General features: G+C 63.7%; 19 protein-coding genes. 6 read left to right on the plus strand and 13 right to left on the minus strand.

What is annotated here, in order from left to right; genetic code table 11:
• From glyS to LCF60_RS20110, 4 genes are all read right to left on the minus strand, one after another.
• Positions 1-2,125: glycine--tRNA ligase subunit beta (gene glyS, locus LCF60_RS20095; RefSeq protein WP_292294324.1), on the minus strand; the 2,125-nt coding region annotated here is incomplete at its 3' end.
• Positions 2,125-2,652 (minus strand): DUF6446 family protein, encoded by a 528-nt coding sequence (locus LCF60_RS20100; RefSeq protein ID WP_292294325.1) that lies wholly within the window; start codon positions 2,650-2,652, stop codon positions 2,125-2,127. The genes LCF60_RS20100 and glyS, both read right to left, overlap by 1 nt.
• 3 nt (positions 2,653-2,655) lie before the next feature.
• Positions 2,656-3,357, minus strand: coding sequence for an FkbM family methyltransferase (locus LCF60_RS20105; RefSeq protein ID WP_292294326.1), 702 nt, complete (start codon positions 3,355-3,357; stop codon positions 2,656-2,658).
• Entirely contained in the window at positions 3,357-4,286 is a 930-nt protein-coding gene (locus tag LCF60_RS20110; protein ID WP_292294327.1) for a glycine--tRNA ligase subunit alpha, read from the minus strand. The genes LCF60_RS20105 and LCF60_RS20110 overlap by 1 nt, the downstream gene beginning before the upstream one ends.
• 153 nt (positions 4,287-4,439) lie before the next feature.
• Between LCF60_RS20110 and LCF60_RS20115 the strand changes: the two genes are divergently transcribed.
• The gene (locus LCF60_RS20115) at positions 4,440-6,158 is read left to right on the plus strand and encodes a serine protease (RefSeq protein ID WP_292294328.1); all 1,719 of its coding nucleotides are present in this window, start codon (positions 4,440-4,442) and stop codon (positions 6,156-6,158) included.
• A gap of 1 nt (position 6,159) precedes the next feature.
• Here the strand turns inward: LCF60_RS20115 and LCF60_RS20120 are convergent, their stop codons facing one another.
• The 3 genes from LCF60_RS20120 to LCF60_RS20130 all read right to left on the minus strand — a co-directional run bounded on the left by LCF60_RS20120 (position 6,160) and on the right by LCF60_RS20130 (position 9,721).
• On the minus strand, positions 6,160-7,083 hold the full coding sequence (locus LCF60_RS20120; RefSeq protein ID WP_292294329.1) for a DMT family transporter: 924 nt from the start codon (positions 7,081-7,083) through the stop codon (positions 6,160-6,162).
• Between the two features lie 375 nt (positions 7,084-7,458).
• Positions 7,459-8,481 (minus strand): ketol-acid reductoisomerase, encoded by a 1,023-nt coding sequence (gene ilvC / locus LCF60_RS20125; protein WP_292294330.1) that lies wholly within the window; start codon positions 8,479-8,481, stop codon positions 7,459-7,461.
• A 145-nt stretch (positions 8,482-8,626) separates the two neighbouring features.
• The gene (locus LCF60_RS20130) at positions 8,627-9,721 is read right to left on the minus strand and encodes a Hint domain-containing protein (protein WP_292294331.1); all 1,095 of its coding nucleotides are present in this window, start codon (positions 9,719-9,721) and stop codon (positions 8,627-8,629) included.
• A gap of 247 nt (positions 9,722-9,968) precedes the next feature.
• On the opposite strand from LCF60_RS20130, the gene LCF60_RS20135 reads away from it, so the two are divergent.
• From LCF60_RS20135 to LCF60_RS20145, 3 genes are all read left to right on the plus strand, one after another.
• Positions 9,969-10,424 carry an Lrp/AsnC family transcriptional regulator gene (locus LCF60_RS20135; protein ID WP_292294332.1) on the plus strand — a complete coding sequence of 152 codons (456 nt, stop codon included), beginning with the start codon at positions 9,969-9,971 and terminating at the stop codon, positions 10,422-10,424.
• Between the two features lie 7 nt (positions 10,425-10,431).
• Positions 10,432-10,890 carry an Lrp/AsnC family transcriptional regulator gene (locus LCF60_RS20140; RefSeq protein WP_292294333.1) on the plus strand — a complete coding sequence of 153 codons (459 nt, stop codon included), beginning with the start codon at positions 10,432-10,434 and terminating at the stop codon, positions 10,888-10,890.
• Positions 10,891-10,977: 87 nt separating this feature from the next.
• Positions 10,978-12,102 carry an aminotransferase class V-fold PLP-dependent enzyme gene (locus LCF60_RS20145; RefSeq protein WP_292294334.1) on the plus strand — a complete coding sequence of 375 codons (1,125 nt, stop codon included), beginning with the start codon at positions 10,978-10,980 and terminating at the stop codon, positions 12,100-12,102.
• 191 nt (positions 12,103-12,293) lie between these two features.
• On the opposite strand, the gene LCF60_RS20150 is transcribed toward LCF60_RS20145, so the two are convergent.
• Positions 12,294-12,926: a DnaJ domain-containing protein gene (locus LCF60_RS20150; RefSeq protein WP_292294335.1), complete on the minus strand. Its 633-nt coding sequence runs from the start codon at positions 12,924-12,926 to the stop codon at positions 12,294-12,296.
• A 74-nt stretch (positions 12,927-13,000) separates the two neighbouring features.
• On the opposite strand from LCF60_RS20150, the gene LCF60_RS20155 reads away from it, so the two are divergent.
• The gene (locus LCF60_RS20155) at positions 13,001-13,258 is read left to right on the plus strand and encodes a BolA family protein (RefSeq protein WP_292294336.1); all 258 of its coding nucleotides are present in this window, start codon (positions 13,001-13,003) and stop codon (positions 13,256-13,258) included.
• A gap of 22 nt (positions 13,259-13,280) precedes the next feature.
• Here LCF60_RS20155 and LCF60_RS20160 read toward each other — a convergent pair whose 3' ends face one another.
• The 3 genes from LCF60_RS20160 to LCF60_RS20170 all read right to left on the minus strand — a co-directional run bounded on the left by LCF60_RS20160 (position 13,281) and on the right by LCF60_RS20170 (position 16,558).
• Complete coding sequence (locus LCF60_RS20160; RefSeq protein ID WP_292294337.1) at positions 13,281-13,682, minus strand: DUF4177 domain-containing protein; 402 nt, start codon at positions 13,680-13,682, stop codon at positions 13,281-13,283.
• Between the two features lie 72 nt (positions 13,683-13,754).
• Positions 13,755-15,272 carry an Asp-tRNA(Asn)/Glu-tRNA(Gln) amidotransferase subunit GatB gene (gene gatB, locus LCF60_RS20165; protein ID WP_292294338.1) on the minus strand — a complete coding sequence of 506 codons (1,518 nt, stop codon included), beginning with the start codon at positions 15,270-15,272 and terminating at the stop codon, positions 13,755-13,757.
• Positions 15,273-15,358: 86 nt separating this feature from the next.
• The gene (locus tag LCF60_RS20170; protein WP_292294339.1) at positions 15,359-16,558 is read right to left on the minus strand and encodes a hypothetical protein; all 1,200 of its coding nucleotides are present in this window, start codon (positions 16,556-16,558) and stop codon (positions 15,359-15,361) included.
• A 243-nt stretch (positions 16,559-16,801) separates the two neighbouring features.
• Between LCF60_RS20170 and LCF60_RS20175 the strand changes: the two genes are divergently transcribed.
• Entirely contained in the window at positions 16,802-17,527 is a 726-nt protein-coding gene (locus LCF60_RS20175; RefSeq protein ID WP_292294340.1) for a transglycosylase SLT domain-containing protein, read from the plus strand.
• Here LCF60_RS20175 and LCF60_RS20180 read toward each other — a convergent pair.
• Entirely contained in the window at positions 17,524-18,384 is an 861-nt protein-coding gene (locus LCF60_RS20180; protein WP_292294341.1) for a 1-acyl-sn-glycerol-3-phosphate acyltransferase, read from the minus strand. The genes LCF60_RS20175 and LCF60_RS20180 overlap by 4 nt on opposite strands.
• Positions 18,385-18,586: 202 nt before the next feature.
• The coding region (locus tag LCF60_RS20185; RefSeq protein ID WP_292294342.1) for an aminopeptidase N C-terminal domain-containing protein at positions 18,587-19,284 on the minus strand (698 nt) is incomplete at its 5' end.

Consider the following 19,284-nt stretch of genomic DNA (forward strand, 5'->3'; position numbering starts at 1 on the left):
CATTGACCTGCACCGCCTCGAAGAAGTCATCCACCGGCCCGCGCAGATCGGCCATCGCCGCCATCGCGGTTGCGAAATCCTGGTCCTTCATCGCCGGGGTGATCGTGGCCTCTGCCTTGGCAAGCGCATCGAAGAGCGCCTTTTCCGTCGGGTCCTCCGCGAATTTCGGGTCTCCGCCAAAGGAATATTCCACACCGTCCTTTTCCTCGGCCTGTGTCAGGATGTTGTTGGCGCGCTTGAAGCCCTGAACCAGGTTCTCGCCATCCTCGGTCTCAAGAACCGCCTGCAACGCCTTGGCCCGCTTGACCAAAAGTGCGAGGTCATCATTCCCGTCCATCGCGATGCAGGCGTCGATCACGTCATGCCGCACGCCCTGGTCCCGCAGATAGACCTTGAGGCGGTCGTGGAAGAACCCCAGCAGATCATCGGATTTGTCGGGCACGCTGCTCTGCATCGCATCCAGGCCCTCGGACTGGTCGTCGTTGCGTTCCGCCCGGAGCGTGCGGTAGGCTGCGCCGAAAACGCCATGTCTGGCAATGGCTTCCACCAGATCCTCGATGTCGTCGTCGCTCACCGCGTCCAGCAGCTTGCCCTTGTGCCGCACCAGCTGCGCGTCGATGAACCGGTCAAGTGACAGGTTCAGGCCATTCTCGAACACCAACCGGATCACCCCCAACGCCGCGCGCCGCAGCGCAAACGGGTCTTTCGACCCGGTGGGTTTCTCGTCGATCGCCCAGAACCCGGTCAGCGTGTCGATCTTCTCGGCCAGCGCCACGGCCACCGAGACCGGCGCAGAGGGCACGTCATCCGACGGACCCAGCGGCGAATAATGTTCCTGGCAGGCGGCTCCAACCTCAGGCGGCAAGCCTGAGGCATCGCTATAATAACGCCCCATAAGTCCTTGAAGTTCAGGGAACTCATAGACCATTTCCGACGCCAGATCGGCCTTGGCCACACGCGCGGCCTGCTCGGCCAGATCGGCATCCGCGCCCACCATCGGGGCCAGCTCCCTAGCCAGCGCCGCAATGCGGTCGACCTTGTCCTTCACGCTGCCGAGCTTGTTGTGGAAGGTGACGGAGTTCAGCGAGGCAAGCCAGGGGGCCATCTTGTCCTGCCGGGCGACACGCAGGTCATTCTCCCAGAAGAACTTGGCATCCGACAACCGCGCCGACAGCACCTTCTGGTTGCCGGTCAAGATCGTGGCGCCATGATCGGCGGTTTCGCGGTTCGCCACCGTGATGAACCGTTCGATCCGGCCAGTCTTTGGGTTGCGGACCGAAAAGAACTTCTGATGCTCCTTCATCGAGGTCCGAAGCACCTCTGGCGGCAGCTCCAGAAACTCCGCCCCGATCTCTCCCATCAGCACGACGGGCCATTCGACCAGCCCCGCCACCTCGGCCAGAAGACCCTTGTCCTCGACCACCTCAAGCCCGCTGGCAAAGGCCTGATTGGTGGCATCCTGCCAGATCGCGTCGGCGCGTTCGCCCGCGTCCAGCGCGACATGCGCGCGCTTGAGCTTGGCTTCGTAATCGTCAAACCCCGTCACGTCGAACGCGCCGGGAGCCATGAAGCGATGCCCCTCCGTGGTGCGGCCCGACACGATTCCGTCAATGTCCAGCGGCACGACCTCGGACCCGTCCTCGCGCGACAGCAGGCAGGTGATCCGGTGCAGCGGTCGCACCCAGCGCAAGGAGCCCGCGCCCCAGCGCATCGACTTGGGCCACGGAAAATTGCGGATGGTCTCTTCAAGCACCTCGGCCACGATCTCTTGCGCCGTGCGACCGGGCTTGTCGATCACCGCATAGAACACGCGGCCTTTCTTTTCGTCCCGCTCGATCAGATCCTCACGCGACACACCTGCACCGCGCAGAAACCCCTCGATCGCCTTTTCCGGCGCGTCGACGCGGGGGCCCTTGCGCTCTTCCTTGAGGTCGGGCGATCGGTCGGTCAGCCCGTCCACCCGCAGCGCCAGCCGTCGCGGCGTGGCATAGGCCGCAGCCCCGGCATAGGTCAGACCGGCCTCGACCAGACCGTTGGTCATGCGCGCCTTGAGGTCGTCAGCGGCCTTGGCCTGCATCCGTGCCGGGATTTCCTCGGAAAAAAGCTCGATCAAAAGGTCGGGCATCAGCTGCCTCCGTTATCGCGTTCAGGGCAATCGTCGCCCAGCGGGCTGCCATCATAGGCCTTGTCGCCGCAATCGTTGATTTCGTGCCAGACATAGCCATGTCCGTTTTCGGTGATCGCCACCACCCGGTCGATCCCGAACTCGCGGTTGCGCTCGCTGGTGAACACCTGGGCGCGGCCATTGCGGATGTCGTCGCCGATGGCATCGGCGTCGAAGCAGTCGAACCATCCCGGCGCGTTGCGGGGGGACGCACCGAGATATTGCTCATAGGTCGATGTCAGCGTCGACAGCGGCGTCTGCGTGGTGAAGCAGGCCCTGTACCTGATGGGTGAGCTTTCGGCGTCAATCGCTTGAAAATCCTCGTATAGGATCGTTTCGCGCCTGCCGTCCAGCGTGGTCAGCTGCACATCATCCGTCCCGGTGGGCGTGACCGTTTCGTAATAGGCGTAAACCTGGAGGTAATACATCGACACGCCTGCGATCAGCGCGCTGAGGACAATGACGATGGTGAGGATTTTGCCGGTCATCGTCTATTTCCAATCCATGTTCACCAGAGGCCGCGTCATCTGGGCTGCGCGATCTCGTAGTGCGTTCGTGCGGGCGAAAAGCGCGGGAATCCGGCTTTCGTGGGTTTCGACAAAGAGGTGGCCGATGCGATCTTTTACCGGATGGTCAAAAAGCGCCTCGAGGAGCGGCACCTCGGCCCCTTCGATGTCCATCTTGATCACCGCGATATCCGCATCCAGCCCTTCAAGGAAGGCAGGAAAGTCGATCACCGCCACGTCAATGCTGCTGTTGGTGTCGATATTGCGTTTCTCTGCCATGAGCGAAGAGGATTGCGATTGTTCCACCGGATTGGCGTCGAACGACGATGTGCGATAAAGCGGGAGCGTTCCGTCTTCGGTTCCGGCGGCGGCTTCGACCACCTCGACATTCGGCACATCCGCCAACGTCGCGCGCAGTTCCATCGCCGTCCAGGGGTCCGGCTCGAACGCGTAGACCTTGGCTGCATGGCTTGCCATCGTGCGTGTGTGCTGGCCCAGGTTGGCCCCGAGGTCGATGCAGATCTTGCCGCTCGCGCCCGCCAAGGCGGCTCGAAATTCCGCCTCTGCCGCGGGCGCATGAAGCTTTCGCAGCTTGCGGCGATATTTCAGCCCAAGCGCTCCAGGCAGGTGCTGCATCAGGCCGTACTTGGCCCGCCGCAGCGGCGTATTCCGGTTGGCCTGTGCCATCAGGCGGCATAACCCCCGGCTTCGGTCATCACGAACGCATCGGCACAGCGTTTCGCGAGCGCGCGCACCCGGCCGATATAGCTTTGCCGTTCGGTGACCGAGATGACGCCGCGCGCATCGAGCAGGTTGAAGATATGGCTGGCCTTGATGCATTGGTCATAGGCGGGATGCGCCATGACGATCCGCTTGCCGGTCTTGGGGTCGGTATCGGCCTGATCGAGGATGCGGGCACATTCCGCCTCGGCTTCCTCGAAATGGCGCAAGAGCACATCCGTATCCGCAACGTCGAAATTCCAGCGGGAATATTCCTCTTCGGTCTGGCGGAACACGTCGCCGTATTTCAGCGCAATCGGCGCGTCGGGATCGTTATAGGGCATGTCCATCACGTGATCGGCGCCCAGGACATACATCGCCAGACGTTCCAACCCGTAGGTCAATTCACCCGAGACCGGATGGCAGTCATGCCCGCCAACCTGTTGGAAATACGTGAATTGCGACACTTCCATGCCGTCGCACCAGACCTCCCAGCCAAGCCCCCACGCGCCCAGTGTCGGGCTTTCCCAGTCGTCCTCGACGAAGCGGATGTCGTGCAGCGCCATGTCGATCCCGATGGCGCGCAGCGACCCCAGATAAAGCTCCTGAAGCTCGGGCGGCGACGGTTTGATCAGCACCTGGTACTGATAGTAGTGCTGCAACCGGTTCGGGTTCTCGCCATACCGCCCGTCTGTCGGGCGGCGGGACGGCTGCACGTAGGCGGCGGCCCAGGGTTTCGATCCCAGCGACCGCAGCGTCGTCGCCGGATGGAACGTGCCCGCGCCGACTTCCATGTCGTAGGGTTGCATCACCGCACAGCCCTGACCGGCCCAGTAAGACTGGAGGCGCAGGATGATGTCCTGGAAACTGCGCGGCTTCGTGATGGTCTGATCCATGGCGATGTCACCCCGGTTTGCACTGGCGCCTGATTAGGCGCATGGGGCAGGCGGGTCAATTGCACGCGAGGCGCTAATTTTCGCGTTCCCGTCGCGGAACAATCTTGCTAGAGCGTGACGTTGAAAGACGATTTTCTGGCAGGTGACCCTCGCATGACGCGCAATATCTTGTTCTCCATACTGGCGACCTTTGTCTTCTGGGTGCAGTCGGCAGCGGCACAGGACAGTGTCTATGTCCAGATCGAGGCGCAGCCCAGCCTTTCCGCGGCCGAGGACAGATTGCGAAGCTATGCCGCCGACTTGCCGGATGTGAACGGTTTCGATCTGGGCGCGGGCTGGTACGGCATCGCGCTTGGCCCCTACGAACGCGGTCAGGCCAATGCGATCCTGCGCTCTCTGCGCGCGCAGGGCCGCATTCCGGGAGACAGCTATATCGAAGGTCCCGACCGTTACGGTCAGCGCATCTGGCCCATCGGCGCCGGTCCGGCGGACACGTCACCCATCGAGGGCGCGACGGAAACGATGGAGATCGTCGAGTTGCAGGAGGCCGAGGAAAGCCCGCGCGAAGCCCGTGCCGCCGAGGCGCGTCTGAACCGGGTCGCACGCGAAGACGTTCAGATCGCGCTGCAATGGGCGGGGTTCTATAACGCCGCCATCGACGGCGCCTTCGGGCGCGGCACGCGGTCCGCGATGTCGGAATGGCAGCTGTCCAACGGTTTCGAACCCACCGGTGTGCTCACCACCGCGCAGCGTGCCGAGCTGTTCCGCCAGTACAACGCCGTGCTCGACGGCATGGACATCCAGACGGTGCGGGACACCCGCGCAGGCATCTCCATCGACCTGCCGCTCGGGGCCGTGGCCTTCGATCGCTATGACAGCCCGTTTGCGCATTTCGAACCGACCGGCACAGTGGAAGACGCCCGTGCCTTGTTGATCAGCCAGCCGGGGGACCGCGACCGCCTTGCCGGTCTCTACGAGATCATGCAGACGCTCGACATCGTGCCGCTTGACGGCCAGCGAGACCGCAACGGCGACAGCTTTGTCCTGACCGGACGGAACGACCGGATCGTGTCGCATACCGAAGCGCGGCTCGAAGGCGGCGCGATCAAGGGCTTCACGCTGGTCTGGCCCGCAGGCGACGAAGACCGCCGCCGCCGCATCCTCGACACGATGCAAGCCAGCTTTGCCCCGATCGACGGCGTGCTCGACCCGGCGGCCATCGCCGAGGACACGCAGAGTGTCGATCTGATGGCGGGACTGAACATCCGGCAACCCAAGCTGACCGCCTCGGGCTTTTTCGTCGATCGTCAGGGCCGGGTGGTGACCACTGCCGACGCGGTTGCCAATTGCGGGCGGATCACGCTCAACAGCGATTATGACGCGCAGGTGATGGCGACCGATCCGGGGCTTGGTATTGCCGTGCTGCAATCGACCCAGCCGCTCGCGCCCAATGCCGTGGCGCAATTCCGGGATGGCGCCCCGCGCCTGCAATCCGAGATCGCCGTGGCGGGCTATTCCTTCGGCGGCGTGCTGCCGTCGGCGACCATGACCTTTGGCCGCCTCGCCGATCTGCGCGGCCTGAACGGCGAAGACACCCTCGCGCGGCTTTCCATCAGCACGCTGGACGGAGATTCCGGCGGGCCGGTGCTCGACGATGGCGGTGCGGTTCTCGGCATGCTCGCTCCGCGCGCGGTGGAGGGCCGCCAGATGCCCCAGGATGTCAGCTTTGCCGCCAAGAGCGGGGCGATCCGCGCGGCTCTCAGCCAGGCGGGCGTGTCGGCCCAGGCGACCCCCAGCCTGCCGCGGCTCGATCCCGTCGACCTGACCGAAAAAGCCACCGCGATGACCGTGCTGGTCAGCTGCTGGGACTAGATCAGGCTTGCGCGCCGCGCCGGAACAGCCGGTTCAGCGCGCCCCACTGGCTGATCATCAGTCCGCCCAGGATCAGGCCCATGGCCAAGAGCAGCACCGGCTTGAAGGTCTCGCCCAGGATCACGATGCCCAGGATCACGGACCACATCGGCACCTGGTAGTTCACCAGGGTCATGAAGACCGGCCCGGCGCTGCGGATCACCAGGATGCGCAGCATGTTGGCGCCGGCCGTCGGGATCAGCCCCAGCGCCGCGATCAGCACCAGGGTCCGGCCATCGGGCAGGGGCGGTGGCCCTTCGACGACAAGCGCCGTCGGGATCACCAGCAGCGACCCGAAGGCCAGCGCCAGGGCCCCCAGTCCGAACGGGTCGATCGGCGGCAGGCGACGCATCAGCACCGAACTGCCGGCATAGCAGGCCGCCGCGCCGAAACAGGCCATCCGACCATATGGCTCGAGCGGATTGCCGGTCGATGCAAAGACCTGTCCGCCCAGCAGGATCACCACGCCGGCAAAGCCGATCCCCAGCCCGATCAGCCGCCGCGACGTGATCCGCTCGCCCGGTACGAAGATATGCGCAAGCGGCAGCATGATCAGCGCGCCCGAGGCCATGGACACCCCGGCAAATCCCGACGTCACCGATTGCTGTCCCCAGCTCAGAAGCATGAAGGGGATGGCCGAATTGAGAACCCCGGCAACGATCAGCGCGCCCCAGGCCGTGTCGGCGGTCAGAAACACCTTGCCGCCGCGCCACAGCCAGACCGCACAGGTCAGCAGACAGGCAAACCCGATGCGCCCCGCGGCCAGCCAGAACGGCGTGATCCCGGTCAGCGCCAGTTCGATGAACAGGAACGTCGCGCCCCAGACAAGGCCAAGCGTCGCCACCATACCCCAGTTGGCCGGGGTGATCTCGGGTTGTGTTTGCATAAGAATTGGGCATCCATAGGCAGGCAGCGGCTGAATTCGGCGCCAAATGTTGCAACCGAGGACCATTTCGCGTTGCTCTTAGGCTCCGGCTGCCACAGCAGCAACTCCCTTTCGGGACATCTAGAGATCTTCAGGAGGACCCAATGGACGCGTTTTTCATTCTGCCCATCGTCATTCTTCTCGGCCTGCTGGCCTGGTGCGTGCTGCAATTGAAGGATGATATGTAAGCCCTGACCACCTTTCGGCCAGGCCTGCCCGGACGCAGGCGAGGGCAAGCAGAAGGGCAGTCCCCGGCATTCTTCGGGCCATGAATGCCTTGGGGTGTGGGGGCAGAGCCCCCACGGATCGGGCGGGCGCAGCCCGCCCGAAACAGAGTCAGTTCTTCGACTTGTCGACCATCTTGCCCGCCGAGATCCACGGCATCATGCCGCGCAGCTTTTCGCCGGTCGCTTCGATCTGGTGCTCGTCATTGATGCGGCGCGTCGCCTTGAACATCGGCTGACCCACGGCGTTCTCCTGCATGAAGTCACGCACGAAGCGGCCGGTCTGGATGTCGGTCAGAACCTCTTTCATCCGCTTCTTGGTCTCGTCGTAGGGCAGGATGCGCGGGCCGGATACGTATTCGCCGTACTCGGCGGTGTTCGAGATCGAGTAGTTCATGTTGGCGATGCCACCTTCGTAGATCAGGTCCACGATCAGCTTGACCTCGTGCAGACACTCGAAATAGGCCATTTCCGGCTCGTAGCCGGCTTCGACCAGTGTCTCGAAACCCATGCGGATCAGCTCGACCAGACCGCCACACAGAACCGCCTGTTCGCCGAAGAGGTCGGTTTCGCATTCCTCGCGGAAGTTGGTCTCGATGATGCCCGAGCGGCCGCCGCCGATGGCCGAGCAGTAGGACAGACCGATTTCCAGCGCGCGGCCGGAGGCGTCGTTGTCCACCGCCACGAGGCACGGCACGCCGCCGCCCTTGGTGTATTCGCCGCGCACGGTATGGCCGGGGCCCTTGGGCGCCATCATGATGACGTCTGTTCCGGCCTTGGGTTCGATCAGGCCGAAATGCACGTTCAGACCGTGGGCAAACGCGATGGCCGCGCCGTCTTTCAGGTTGTCATGCACGTATTTCTTGTAGGTCTCCGCCTGCAATTCGTCGGGCATGGTGAACATGATCAGGTCGCACCAGGCCGCCGCTTCGGCGATGCCCATGACCTCGAGCCCTTCGCCTTCAGCCTTCTTGGCCGAGGGCGAGCCTTCGCGCAGCGCCACGACGACGTTCTTGGCACCGCTGTCGCGCAGGTTCAGCGCGTGGGCGTGGCCCTGGCTGCCATAGCCCAGGATGGCCACTTTCATGTCCTTGATCAGGTTGATGTCGCAATCGCGATCGTAATAAACGCGCATCGGGTCGTCCTCTTGTTGATGTCCGGCGCACCCTAAGGCGTGCGCGAAGGAAACATGCGATCAATCAGACGCGCTTCTCCAGAAGTTTGGTGGCTATCATGCGCAAACATCGCCGAGGGTGATAAATTCATGCGCGTGCTGCGTGTCAGGCAACCCGCAGGTGAACGGTTTCCAGGCTGTTTCTCGCATCGCTGCGCAACAGGTGTCGCGCCTCGCGCACGGTCAGCGCCATGCGACTCAGGACCTGGATGGTCTCGCGGACACGCGGCGCCTGCATGCGCAGCTGCTCGGCGGCTTCGGCATCCAGAATGTCCTGTGTCATCGTCCCGGTGAACAGGGTCTCGGTCGCGATCCCTTCGGAAAAGACCATCTGGTGATCATCCAGCACGATATGAAGGTAGTCGGCCCGCAGAATTGGCACGGTTCGGATGCGCACACCGTCCACCAGCGCCTTTGCGGGAACCAGAACCTCGGGCTGCCCGTACCAAAGCTCCGCCGTGCTGGATCGCACCAGGACGCGGTGGTTCGGCGACAGGAACAGGTCGCGGTCATTCCCAAGCGCGCCTGCGCTGATACAGACCGGTGCCAGCCGCCCAAGCCCACACACGCTGCTACGCCCGATCCAGCGAACCGGTTGCGGACCCCGGTCCAATGTCCGGACGTGGTGACCGGGCGCCAGGGTCTCGACGGCGACCGCCCCGTCCGGTGTTTCAATCCGCGTCCCGGCCAGAAAACACACGACCTCCTCGGGGATGGCCACGGATTGACCACTTCCACCATAGGTCGAAACGCCCTGGATATAATGCAATGTCGTTCCGGGCGGCGGCGACGGACCGTCGAACATCACACCGACCACGCTGGTCGAATACCCTTCGGTGATCGACACGCCCACCATCCGATAGGCGGTTCCGGCGTCGTCGAACAGAGTGACCTCGTATTCGTTTTCCACGTTGACCGGCGGCGGATTTTGCCAGCGCACCGTTTCGGCGCTGGCGGAATAGGTCACCCCATCGATCGTGACGTCTTCGGTCAGGCGCTGGTCCACGACGGTCGATCCCGAGAACGGATCGTCGCTCAGAATGCCATCCGCATCCTCGAACGTGATCGCCGTGGGCGAACCGGAAAATGTCAGGCTCAGATCGCTCGGGTTTTCCCAGCTGAACGCATTGCCATTCAGCGCATTGCCGAGGACATCGCCCTGCACCGGTGGACCGCCGCCGATATCGCGCGTGATGGTCACGGCGCTCTTGGCAAAAATGTGGAGTGTTCGTTCGGGCAATGCCGCCACCAGCCTGTCGCCAGGTCATTCCTGTCAGAAGATTTGAGGTGGATTTTAACGAATTCCCGGCAGCGGTTCAAAGCAATTCCCGCTACATCACAAGACATGCGTCAGAGCCCGCCCGGAACGAAGGTTCCGAAGAGAATTGACCGGATCACCTCGATCTGCGAGACATCCATTCGTATTTTGCGATCAAAGTGAAGAATTCATGCTAGACGATGTGGACAAGCGTGTCTTGCGCAGGTTCCAGATGGATCCAACCCTGTCCCTTGCCGAACTGGCGCGACTGGCCGGTGTGTCCACAGCCACCTGCGCGCGGCGGTTGCAACGTCTTCGCGACACAGAGGTGATCCGCGCCGTCCGCACCGTGATCAACTGGCCCGCATTGGGCTATTCTGTCGAGGTCTCGCTGCGCATCACGCTCGACAAGACCCAACCCCGCGCCTTCGACGAATTCCTCGCCGCTGCCCGCGAGGTGCCCGAGGTGATCGAGGCGCAGACCTTTCTGGGGCAGGTCGACGCACGGCTTTCGGTGATCGCCCGTGACATGCCGCATTACCAGCAGGTCTACCGCGACAAACTTCTGACCCTGCCGCATATCGCCGACATCGAAGCGCTGATGCATGTCGCGCGGGTGAAATTCGACGAGACACTTCCGCTATGAGTGACCAGTGATCGACCTCGACGAGATCGACCGCGCGATGATCCGCGCGGTTGCGGCGGACGCGCTGATCACGGCGGGCGCGCTTGGCCGCCAGTTGGGTCTCAGCCAGCCGGCGGCGTGGCGCAGGCTCAAGCGGCTCAGAGAGGCGGGCATTTTCCGCGGCCAGCGCCTTGATCTCGACGCGCAGGCGCTGGGCTTCACCGTCACCGTGTTCCTGGGCGTGAAGCTGGCCACAAAGGGCCGTGTCAGCCTTGAGGATTTCGAACGCGCCGTCACCGCGATTCCCGAGGTCCAGACCGTCGAACATGTGCTGGGCCTCTATGATTACCGCCTGCGGGTCATCGCCCGCGACATCACCGATTTCGAACGCGTGCTGCGCCGCCGGATCATGACGCTGCCCGGTGTCGGCAATATCGACGCCAATGTGCTGCTGTCGGAAGAACGTCTGCCCGGGCCGATCGGCTAGGCTGGACAAACTGACCAAGAATGCGCGCAACATTTGCGCAAGGCCCCGGACTTGGGGTAGCCAGTAGCCAATCACAGGAGATGCAGCATGGCTTTGCTTGATACGGTCGACCCCAACGGCCTCGAAGAATTCTCGGTCGTCTTCACGGACAGGTCGCTCAACCACATGTCCGCCACCTTCCAGACCGTGATGACCGACATTTCCGGGATGCTGAAAGAGGTCTACGCCGCCGACGCCGTGGTGCTGGTGCCCGGTGGCGGCAGCTATGGCATGGAGGCGGTGGCCCGGCAGTTCGGGCAGGGGGCCCGCACGCTGATCGTGCGCAATGGCTGGTTCTCCTACCGCTGGACGCAGATCTTCGACGCGGGCGGCTTTGGCGGCGACACCGTGGTGATGAAGGCCCGCCAGACCGGCAATGACGTGTTCGCGCCCTTCGCACCTGCCCCGATCGACGAGGTGACGGCCCGCATCCGCGAGGAGCGTCCGGATATCGTCTTTGCCCCCCATGTGGAAACCAGCGCCGGCATCATCCTGCCGGACGATTACATCACCGCACTGGCCGCGGCCGCGCACGAGGTCGGCGCGCTCATGGTGCTGGACTGCATCGCCTCGGGCTGCGCCTGGGTCGACATGAAGGCCACCGGTGTCGACGTTCTGATCTCCGCACCGCAAAAGGGCTGGTCCGCCACGCCTTGCGCGGGGCTGGTGATGCTGTCCGACCGCGCCGTTGCCCGGATGGCGGAAACCACCTCCAACAGCTTTGCCACGGATCTCAAGAAATGGCACCAGATCATGATGGCTTATGAAAACGGCGGCCACGCCTATCATGCCACCATGCCGACGGACGGCCTTCGCGCGTTTCGCGACACCATGCTGGAAACCCGCGACCACGGCTTTGCGAAACTGAAAGACGCGCAATGGGCGCTCGGCGCCCGCGTCCGCGGCCTGCTTGCGGAAAAGGGCGTCCGCTCGGTCGCCGCAGAGGGGTTCGGCGCGCCGGGTGTGGTGGTCAGCTACACCCAAGACCCCGAGATCCAGTCCGGCCGCGCCTTCGCCGCGCGCGGCATGCAGATCGCCGCCGGTGTGCCGCTGCAATGCGACGAGCCGCCGGAATTCAGCACCTTTCGTCTTGGCCTTTTCGGACTGGACAAGCTGTACGATGTCGACGGTACCGTGGCGCGTCTCAAGCGTGTGCTCGACGAAGTGCTCTGACTCGGCGGCCTGCCCGGCACGAGCCGGATCAAGGGCATATTTGGAAAGAGAAGAAGCCGGGGACAGCGCACCATCCCCGGCTTCTCTTCTTCATCAATATGCAAACGCAACCCCTGCCAAGATCGCGACGCCGCTCTGGCGCGGTGACCGCCCCGACCTGCGGAGGGCGGGGTCGATCCCACCCATGCCGGTCACTTGAAGTTGCGGCTTTCCTTGATCTGGTCCCAGGCCCAGACCACTTCCTGCAGCTGTTCTTCCTGGCTTCGGTCGCCGCCGTTCATGTCCGGGTGCAGCACCTTGATCAGCGCCTTGTAAGCCTTGCGCACCTCGGCCTTGGACCAGCTGTCCTTGGCTTCGAGGATCTCTATCGCCCGCCGTTCGGTGGGTGGCAGCCGTTTGGTATGGCCGCCCGAGGACCCGTTCTTGCCGGGGTTGCGAGTGGCGTTCTCGCCCAGCACCTGGTGCGGATCCTCGATCCCCAGCCGCGCCCAGGCCTTGGCCTCGGGATCGCGCCAGTCCTTGGTGCGGCGCTCCCAGACCTTGTCGGAGCTGGCCTGCGCGTTCAGCTCCGCCTCTGTCTTGCCGTCGAAGAAGTTCCAACGGTTGTTGTACTCGCGCACATGCTCCTGGCAGAACCAGAAATAGTCATCCAGTACATCCGGCGCTTTCGGCGCGCGGAACTTGCCTGCTTCCGTGCAGCCCTCGTGATCGCAGATTCGTGTCGAGGTCTCGGACGCGCCGGACATCCCCCGTCGGCCGCGGGGGTTCTTCTTTTTTGCCGACTTGATCGACATATCGAAACCGAATGGATCTGATTTGCTCATAACCTGCCCTTTTCGACTCGGAGGCAACACTCTAGACGAAAACGAGACAGAGGTAAGGTGGGGACGGCGAAAAAATGACCAGGACGGAACAGATCGAGACACGACTGCGCGAGGCGCTGGCTCCGCGGGACCTTGTCGTGCGTGATGACAGCGAGGCGCATCGCGGACATTCCGGCTACCAGGAGGGCGGCGAGAGCCATTTTCACGTGATCATCCGGTCCGAGGCGTTTGCGGGTCAATCGCGCATCAATCGTCACCGCATGGTGCACAAGGCGTTGGGACCAGAACTGGTTGCCGAGATCCATGCGCTGTCGATGGATCTCGGGGAGTGACGTCGATGGTCGCCCCGCCGGTCTAGGCCGGGCGTGTCTCTTCCGCGCCTTCCTCGAACTCCGGCTCGGCATCGGCCCTGTCGTCGGGTGACGCCTCGGCCACGCCTGACCCTTCGGGCACGGCAGAGCTGACCGCAGGTGCCTTGGTCAGCACCGGCTCGACCCGAGTCGGCACCGTTTCGGGGGCCAGGTCCACCGCCATGGCGCGCCGGAACACCAGCAGCGTGCGCCAATGGGTCTCGGACCCGGTTAGCCCCACGCGCTCTTCCGAAGGGAGCACGTCGGCGCGCTGGTATTCCCAGCCCTCGGCGGCCAGCGCATTGATCGCCTGTTCGACTCCGAGCGCAAACCGCGCCTCGGGTGTCTTGACCCCCTTGGCCTTGACACCCTTGGTCGGGGTTGGAACCACCTTGTATTCATACATACGCACCGCCTTACATCTGAACCTGGGTCCATTGCCCTTTTCGGGAGGCAGGGCGTGTGCCCCGCACCCGGATCACAGCCCCAGCTTTGCCGTGACGATCTGGTTGACCGCCGCCGGGTTGGCCTTGCCGCCGGTGGCCTTCATCACCTGGCCGACGAACCAGCCCGCGAGCTTGGGGTTCTGCTGGGCCTTTTCCACCTGTGCCGGGTTGGCCGCGATGATCTCGTCCACCGCCTGTTCGATCGCGCCGGTGTCGGTGACCTGCTTCATGCCGCGCGCCTCGACGATCTCGGCCGGATCGCCCCCTTCGGTATAGACGATCTCGAACAGGTCCTTGGCGATCTTGCCCGAGATGTCACCCTTCTTGATAAGGCCAATGATCCCAGCCAGTTGCGCCGGCGAGACCGGGCTTTCGCCGATGTCGTGATCTTCTTTCTTGAGCCGCCCGAACAGTTCGTTGATCACCCAGTTCGCCGCGAGTTTGCCATCGCCACAGCCCGCGACCACCTCTTCGAAGTAGCCTGCATTCGCGGTGTCGGCGGTCAGCACGTCGGCGTCATATTCGCTCAGCCCGAATTCCTTGACGAAACGCGCCTTCTTTTCGTCAGGCAGCTCGGGCAAGTTGGCGGCGATGTCGTCCACCCAGGCCTGTTCGATTTCCAGCGGCAGCAGGTCGGGGCAGGGGAAGTAGCGGTAATCATGCGCCTCTTCCTTGGACCGCATCGACCGGGTCTCGTTCTTGTCCGGATCGTACAGCCGCGTTTCCTGATCAATGGATCCACCGGCCTCCAGAATCCCGATCTGACGCTTCGCTTCGTAGTCGATCGCCATCTGGATGAACCGCATGGAGTTCATGTTCTTGATCTCGCAGCGTGTGCCGAGATGGGAAAAATCCTGTGTTTCCTGATACTTCTCGTACTGGCCGGGACGGCAGACTGACACGTTCACGTCGGCCCGCAGGTTGCCGTTCTGCATGTTTCCGTCGCAGGTCCCGAGATAGCGCAGGATCTGGCGCAGCTTGACCACGTATGCCGCCGCTTCTTCCGGCCCGCGAATGTCGGGGCGGCTGACGATCTCCATCAGCGCCACACCCGTACGGTTCAGGTCCACAAACGACATCGCCGGGTCCATGTCGTGGATCGACTTGCCCGCGTCCTGTTCGATATGGATGCGTTCGATCCGCACCCGCCGCGCGATGCCCGGCTCCATGTCCACGATTACTTCGCCTTCGCCGACGATCGGGTGATACAGCTGGCTGATCTGGTAGCCCTGCGGCAGGTCGGGATAGAAATAGTTCTTGCGGTCGAAAGCCGATTTCAGGTTGATCTGCGCCTTTAGGCCCAGCCCGGTGCGCACCGCCTGTTCGACGCAGAACTCGTTGATCACCGGCAGCATGCCCGGCATCGCCGCATCGACGAAGGACACGTTGGAATTGGGCTCTGCGCCGAATTGCGTCGAGGCCCCGGAGAACAGCTTGGCCTTGGACGCCACCTGGGCGTGGACCTCCATCCCGATGACCAGTTCCCAATCATGTTTCGCCCCGGCGATGACCTTGGGCTTGGGCGTCTCGAAACTCAGGTGGTCCAGCATGGCAAATCCTCTCGGCATGAACGCCGCGTGGAATACGCCAGAGGGGGGCAGGGAGCAAGGGGAAGGAGGGCGGTTTGCCCGGTCCGTCAGTCCTGTGCCTGCGGTGCGGTGATCGGAGGAAGCCCCAGCGCATGCCTTTCGAGGGCGGTCGCGGCGCGCTGACGCCCCTTGGTCACGCGGTCCTGCTCGTCGAGCCGCGACGCCCAGACGCCCTTGGCAGCGTACCACACGCGCGGATGCACTTCGCGCAGATGGTCGGTCACGATCCAGTCGAAACAGTTTGCGATCCGCGCCCGCGCTTCGAGGTTGACCCCGCGTGGTTGCAGCGCGGTGCCGGTATAGGCGGCAAGGACATTCGTCGTGTGCTGATCCTTCTGGCGGTCGAGAATGTCGCGCAGGCCCTGGCAGAAAAGCTCTGCATCGAGCAGCGCAAACGCCTCGTCATCGACGCTCAGCGCGTCGAGATAGGTCCAGCAATAGCCGCCCTTGCCCCAGATGTCCGAGGTCCGCTCCATCGTGCGATGCGCCTCGTGATCAAGCCGCTGATAGCTGCCGAACCAGCGCGGCAGCATGTGATTGCCCAGCGCCCGCATGTATTTCGCGACACCGGGCGCCAGGTCGATCAGGTCTTCGTAATCGTCGCTGGCCCGAATGCGGGGCCGGGTCTCGGCGGCCAGAAGCGCACAGCGCACCGCCGCAAGCATCGGCGCGTCCAGCTCGAACGGATCGTAGCCGTCGATCAGGGCGCTCGCGGTCTTGAAATGACGGAAGAACGCGGCGCGATGGGCGGCCGGGATGTCCTTGCGCCAGCCTTCGCCGCGCCACGCCCAGCCGATATCGATATGTGCCATGGCGACCACATAGGCGACGCCGTGATCGTCTTGAGTGTCTTGCAGCACGAGGCGCATCTCGTTCAGGATCGCCATGGCGGCAAGCTCGTCGCCGGCCATGACGGCCCGGGTGGCCGCGGTGATGACATCGGCGCGCGCACCCTCGGCCAGGATTTCCGCTTCGGGCACGCCGCCGGGGGTCATGGCGCGCGCGGCATCGGCGCTGCGGATGCGCTCTCCCAGGGTGCCCCAGGCGTCTTGCCGGGCAAGGTGAAGCCCGGTTTCGAACAGCTCGCGCTGCCGGTCTTCCTCGGTGCTTGAGCTGAGTATCCGGATCGTCTGTTTCGGTCCGGGTTTGAGCGCCTCGATATTGAGGACCATGCCGCGCGGTTCCGGCGTGCCTGCGCCGTTGCGGGCCTTGCGGATCAGGGTCGTCAGATTTTCCAAGACGGGCATCGGGGGTGACCTTCGGCTGGTTCGGTGCGGGCACCGGGCGGGTTGGAATGCCCCTGTTTGTCGCGGAAAAACATGTCGCAATTCGGGCATCAAAACGAATTCGCTTGGGTGATCCGGCGGCGTCGGCAAGGGATTGCCGGGCAAGGTCGGCGGGCAGGCAAGAACACGCGCGTTTCTGCGGGCCAAGCGGCGCCTGGACGGTTTTTCTTGATTTTTCAGGAAAATTCGGAAAAACACGAGCGGATGTCACGCTGGGGGATCATAGGCGTGGCGGTGCTGGCACTCGGGCTCTCAGGCCCCGTGTCTGCGACACCGGCCACAATGGTTGATGGAGCGTCAACCACCGCGCTGACCGCGTCCCTGCGGCCTGTCTCGCGCGACTATGCTCCTCTTCCCGAGATGCGGTGGCAACACCGAAACGAGGCGGACCGCTGGTCGCGCGCCGCACTGATGGCCCTGCGCAGCCATGCCAGCGTTCTGCCACGCACCGTTCCCAAGGACATCGGTGACTGGTGCCCGGCCTACACGACCAACGACACCTCGGCCCGAGAGGCGTTCTGGATCGGACTGCTGAGCACGCTGGCCAAGCACGAAAGCACCTACCGGCCGACGGCGGTGGGCGGTGGCGGCAAATGGTACGGTCTCTTGCAGATCCTGCCTGCCACGGCGCGCGGATACCGATGCAACGCCACCTCGCGTTCCGAGTTGAAAAGCGGCGCCGCGAACCTGCAATGCGCTCTGCGCATCATGGCCGTGACCGTGCCGCGCGATGGCGTTGTGTCGTACGGGATGCGGGGCGTGGCGGCCGATTGGGGCCCGTTCCACAGCCGCTCAAAGCGGGCCGACATGATGGCCTGGACCCGGTCGCAGCCTTATTGCACAGGGCTTTCGCGGTCGCTGCGTCCGATGGCACGACCCGATCCGGCATCCGGCACATGGGACGGGGTGGTCTCGACTCGCGGTCGCTAGGCGCGACGGACTGGAAGCTTGGACGCATCCAGCAGAGACACACCGGGGCTTGCCGCCTCGCCCAGGGCCAGGGTGGCCCGGCGCAGGATCTCGATGCCTTCTTCGGAATTCTCGGGCAGCGCCTTGGGCGAAATCGGCTCGCCGACCCGGATATCATAGGGCTGGCGGTGCTTGTTCAATGTTTCGTGGAACAGCGTGATGTCCCGCAGGGTCGGGTGAATCGCGTCGAACAGATAGAACAGCGCCGAATTGCGCGCCCGCAAATGGATCGGGATGACCGGCAGGTCGAACTTGCGCGCCAGCATCGCCGCGGAGGCCATCCATGGCCGTTCATGCAGCCGAGCGCCGCGCCGCTTGGCAAGTCGGCCTGACGGAAAGATCACGCCAAGGCGCCCGTCTTTCACCGCCTGACGCGCAAACACCATCGTGCCGCGGGTCTTGGCATGGCTGCGTCGATCCTTGCGCCATTCGACGGGAGCGATCATCTCGTCCATTTGCGGCAAGACCTTGAGGATGTCGTGATTCGCGAAATAATAGGCATCCTTGCGCACCGTGCGCAGAACCGAATGCAGAATGATGCCGTCGGCGATTCCCGTTGGGTGGTTCGCCACGACCAGGGCCGCGCCGTGGCGTGGCATCTGCCCCAGGCCCGAGACCTCGACATTTCGGGCCAGCTTTGCGGCCATGATATCCATGATCTCGCCGCAGGGCAGGGTTTCGAAGGTCTCGGCCAGGGCCACCGTGCGGTCATAGCCCAAAACCCTGTTCAGGGCCGGGCGCGCGACAGTTGCGGCCAGCGTCGGGCGGAACAACCAAGGCGCGCGGTCCTCGATCAGCGGGTCTATCCGGTCTCTCATGCGCCGTCTCCTGGCAGAGCTGCGTATCAATGACATGACAAACGCAATCCATCCCGCGCCGTGAGGCAAGTCGAATTTGTGGCGCGGGCGAATTTGCGCAGAGTCATGCCGGAGGAAGAACGCCTCGTGGCGCTGACAGGTTCCTGAAAAAACCGGGTTTTCCCGGACAAATCCGGCCGCACGCCCTCCTTGGTGGGGGGCGTCAGCCGAGGATGCGGCTGACCATCTCGTCGGTATCGCGGCTGAGCTTGGGCTTGGCCTTGATCCGTTCAAGCTGCGCCTTGATGAGCGCCTGGCGGTCGGCATCGTATCGTTTCCACGTCTGGAAAACCGAACACATGCGCGCCGTGGTCTGCGGGTTCTTGTCGTCCAGCTTGATCAGCCAATCGGTCAGGAACGCGTAGCCCGCACCGTCCTTGCGATGAAATCCGGCGTGGTTCATCGCCATGCCGCCCATCACCGCGCGAAAGCGGTTGGGGTTGCCCATGTCGAAAGCCGGGTGTTCAACCAGCCCTTCGGCCACATCCACCGCCACATCGGGTTTCGCCATGCCGACCTGAAGCCCGAACCATTTGTCCATGACCAGCCGGTCATGTTTCCACTGCTGCTCGAACGCCTTGATCGCAATGTCCCCTGTGCCGGCCGCGATCAGTTGCGACAGGGCCGACAGTTGCAAGGTCATGTTGTCCGCGCTGTCATATTGCTCCTGCGCTGCCGCACCAGCATCAAGGCGTGTCTGCAAGGCAAGCAGAGACGCCCCCAGCGACCGCTTGCCTGACTGGTCTGCATCGGGCGCATAGGGTGCCGTTACGGCAACCGACGCCCTCAGGTCCGGCAGGAAGGCTTTCCACGCGTCTGCCATGTGGTTGCGCAGGTCTTCCGTTGCCTGCCAGATGGCAT

It is taken from the genome of Marivita sp. (assembly GCF_020055635.1).
GTDB lineage: Bacteria > Pseudomonadota > Alphaproteobacteria > Rhodobacterales > Rhodobacteraceae > Marivita.

Bases quoted from the DNA above. Each gene is read 5' to 3' on its own strand.
- gatB (WP_292294338.1), bottom strand. From the start codon at position 15,272: ATGCTGGACCACCTGAGTTTCGAGACGCCCAAGCCCAAGGTCATCGCC.
- LCF60_RS20160 (WP_292294337.1), bottom strand. From the start codon at position 13,682: ATGTATGAATACAAGGTGGTTCCAACCCCGACCAAGGGTGTCAAGGCC.
- LCF60_RS20115 (WP_292294328.1), top strand. From the start codon at position 4,440: ATGACGCGCAATATCTTGTTCTCCATACTGGCGACCTTTGTCTTCTGG.
- LCF60_RS20110 (WP_292294327.1), bottom strand. From the start codon at position 4,286: ATGGATCAGACCATCACGAAGCCGCGCAGTTTCCAGGACATCATCCTG.
- LCF60_RS20120 (WP_292294329.1), bottom strand. From the start codon at position 7,083: ATGCAAACACAACCCGAGATCACCCCGGCCAACTGGGGTATGGTGGCG.
- LCF60_RS20105 (WP_292294326.1), bottom strand. From the start codon at position 3,357: ATGGCACAGGCCAACCGGAATACGCCGCTGCGGCGGGCCAAGTACGGC.
- LCF60_RS20135 (WP_292294332.1), top strand. From the start codon at position 9,969: ATGCTAGACGATGTGGACAAGCGTGTCTTGCGCAGGTTCCAGATGGAT.
- LCF60_RS20180 (WP_292294341.1), bottom strand. From the start codon at position 18,384: ATGAGAGACCGGATAGACCCGCTGATCGAGGACCGCGCGCCTTGGTTG.
- LCF60_RS20150 (WP_292294335.1), bottom strand. From the start codon at position 12,926: ATGAGCAAATCAGATCCATTCGGTTTCGATATGTCGATCAAGTCGGCA.
- LCF60_RS20170 (WP_292294339.1), bottom strand. From the start codon at position 16,558: ATGCCCGTCTTGGAAAATCTGACGACCCTGATCCGCAAGGCCCGCAAC.
- LCF60_RS20145 (WP_292294334.1), top strand. From the start codon at position 10,978: ATGGCTTTGCTTGATACGGTCGACCCCAACGGCCTCGAAGAATTCTCG.
- LCF60_RS20155 (WP_292294336.1), top strand. From the start codon at position 13,001: ATGACCAGGACGGAACAGATCGAGACACGACTGCGCGAGGCGCTGGCT.
- LCF60_RS20100 (WP_292294325.1), bottom strand. From the start codon at position 2,652: ATGACCGGCAAAATCCTCACCATCGTCATTGTCCTCAGCGCGCTGATC.
- ilvC (WP_292294330.1), bottom strand. From the start codon at position 8,481: ATGCGCGTTTATTACGATCGCGATTGCGACATCAACCTGATCAAGGAC.
- LCF60_RS20175 (WP_292294340.1), top strand. From the start codon at position 16,802: ATGTCACGCTGGGGGATCATAGGCGTGGCGGTGCTGGCACTCGGGCTC.